The 317-nt window shown below is 49.8% G+C and carries 1 protein-coding gene; it reads right to left on the reverse strand.

Annotated features, from left to right (window positions below):
• Positions 1–64 precede the first annotated feature (64 nt).
• Positions 65–317, reverse strand: a 253-nt coding sequence (locus tag C173_RS21685; RefSeq protein ID WP_155991608.1) for an integrase core domain-containing protein, incomplete at its 5' end; no start/stop codon positions are given.

Raw genomic sequence — 317 nt, forward strand, 5'->3', positions numbered from 1 at the left:
TCGGTGCGACCCCCTTATCCCGGAGTCCTCCGTATAAAATCGGTACTTGTCGTAGATATGCTCTTTATTTCGCTTTTTCTCTCGGCCAGAAGAAGCGGGAGCGGTCTTCTAAGGTCAAGACCCATTCCGCAAAGGTAGCTGGCGGCATGTTCCGAAGGCTTGTATGCATTCTGCGATTGTTGTAGAAGTCCATGTACCGGTCCACGGCTTCATAGGCCTCTTCGAACGTGTCGAAGGCCTCTTTGCGGAATAAATCCCGATCGATATTACTGTGGAACGATTCAATAAAAGCATTTAAATCCGGCGTTCGAGGCGGA

Origin of the sequence: Paenibacillus sp. FSL R7-277, assembly GCF_000517965.1 — a bacterium.
Lineage (GTDB): Bacteria > Bacillota > Bacilli > Paenibacillales > Paenibacillaceae > Paenibacillus_AQ > Paenibacillus_AQ silagei.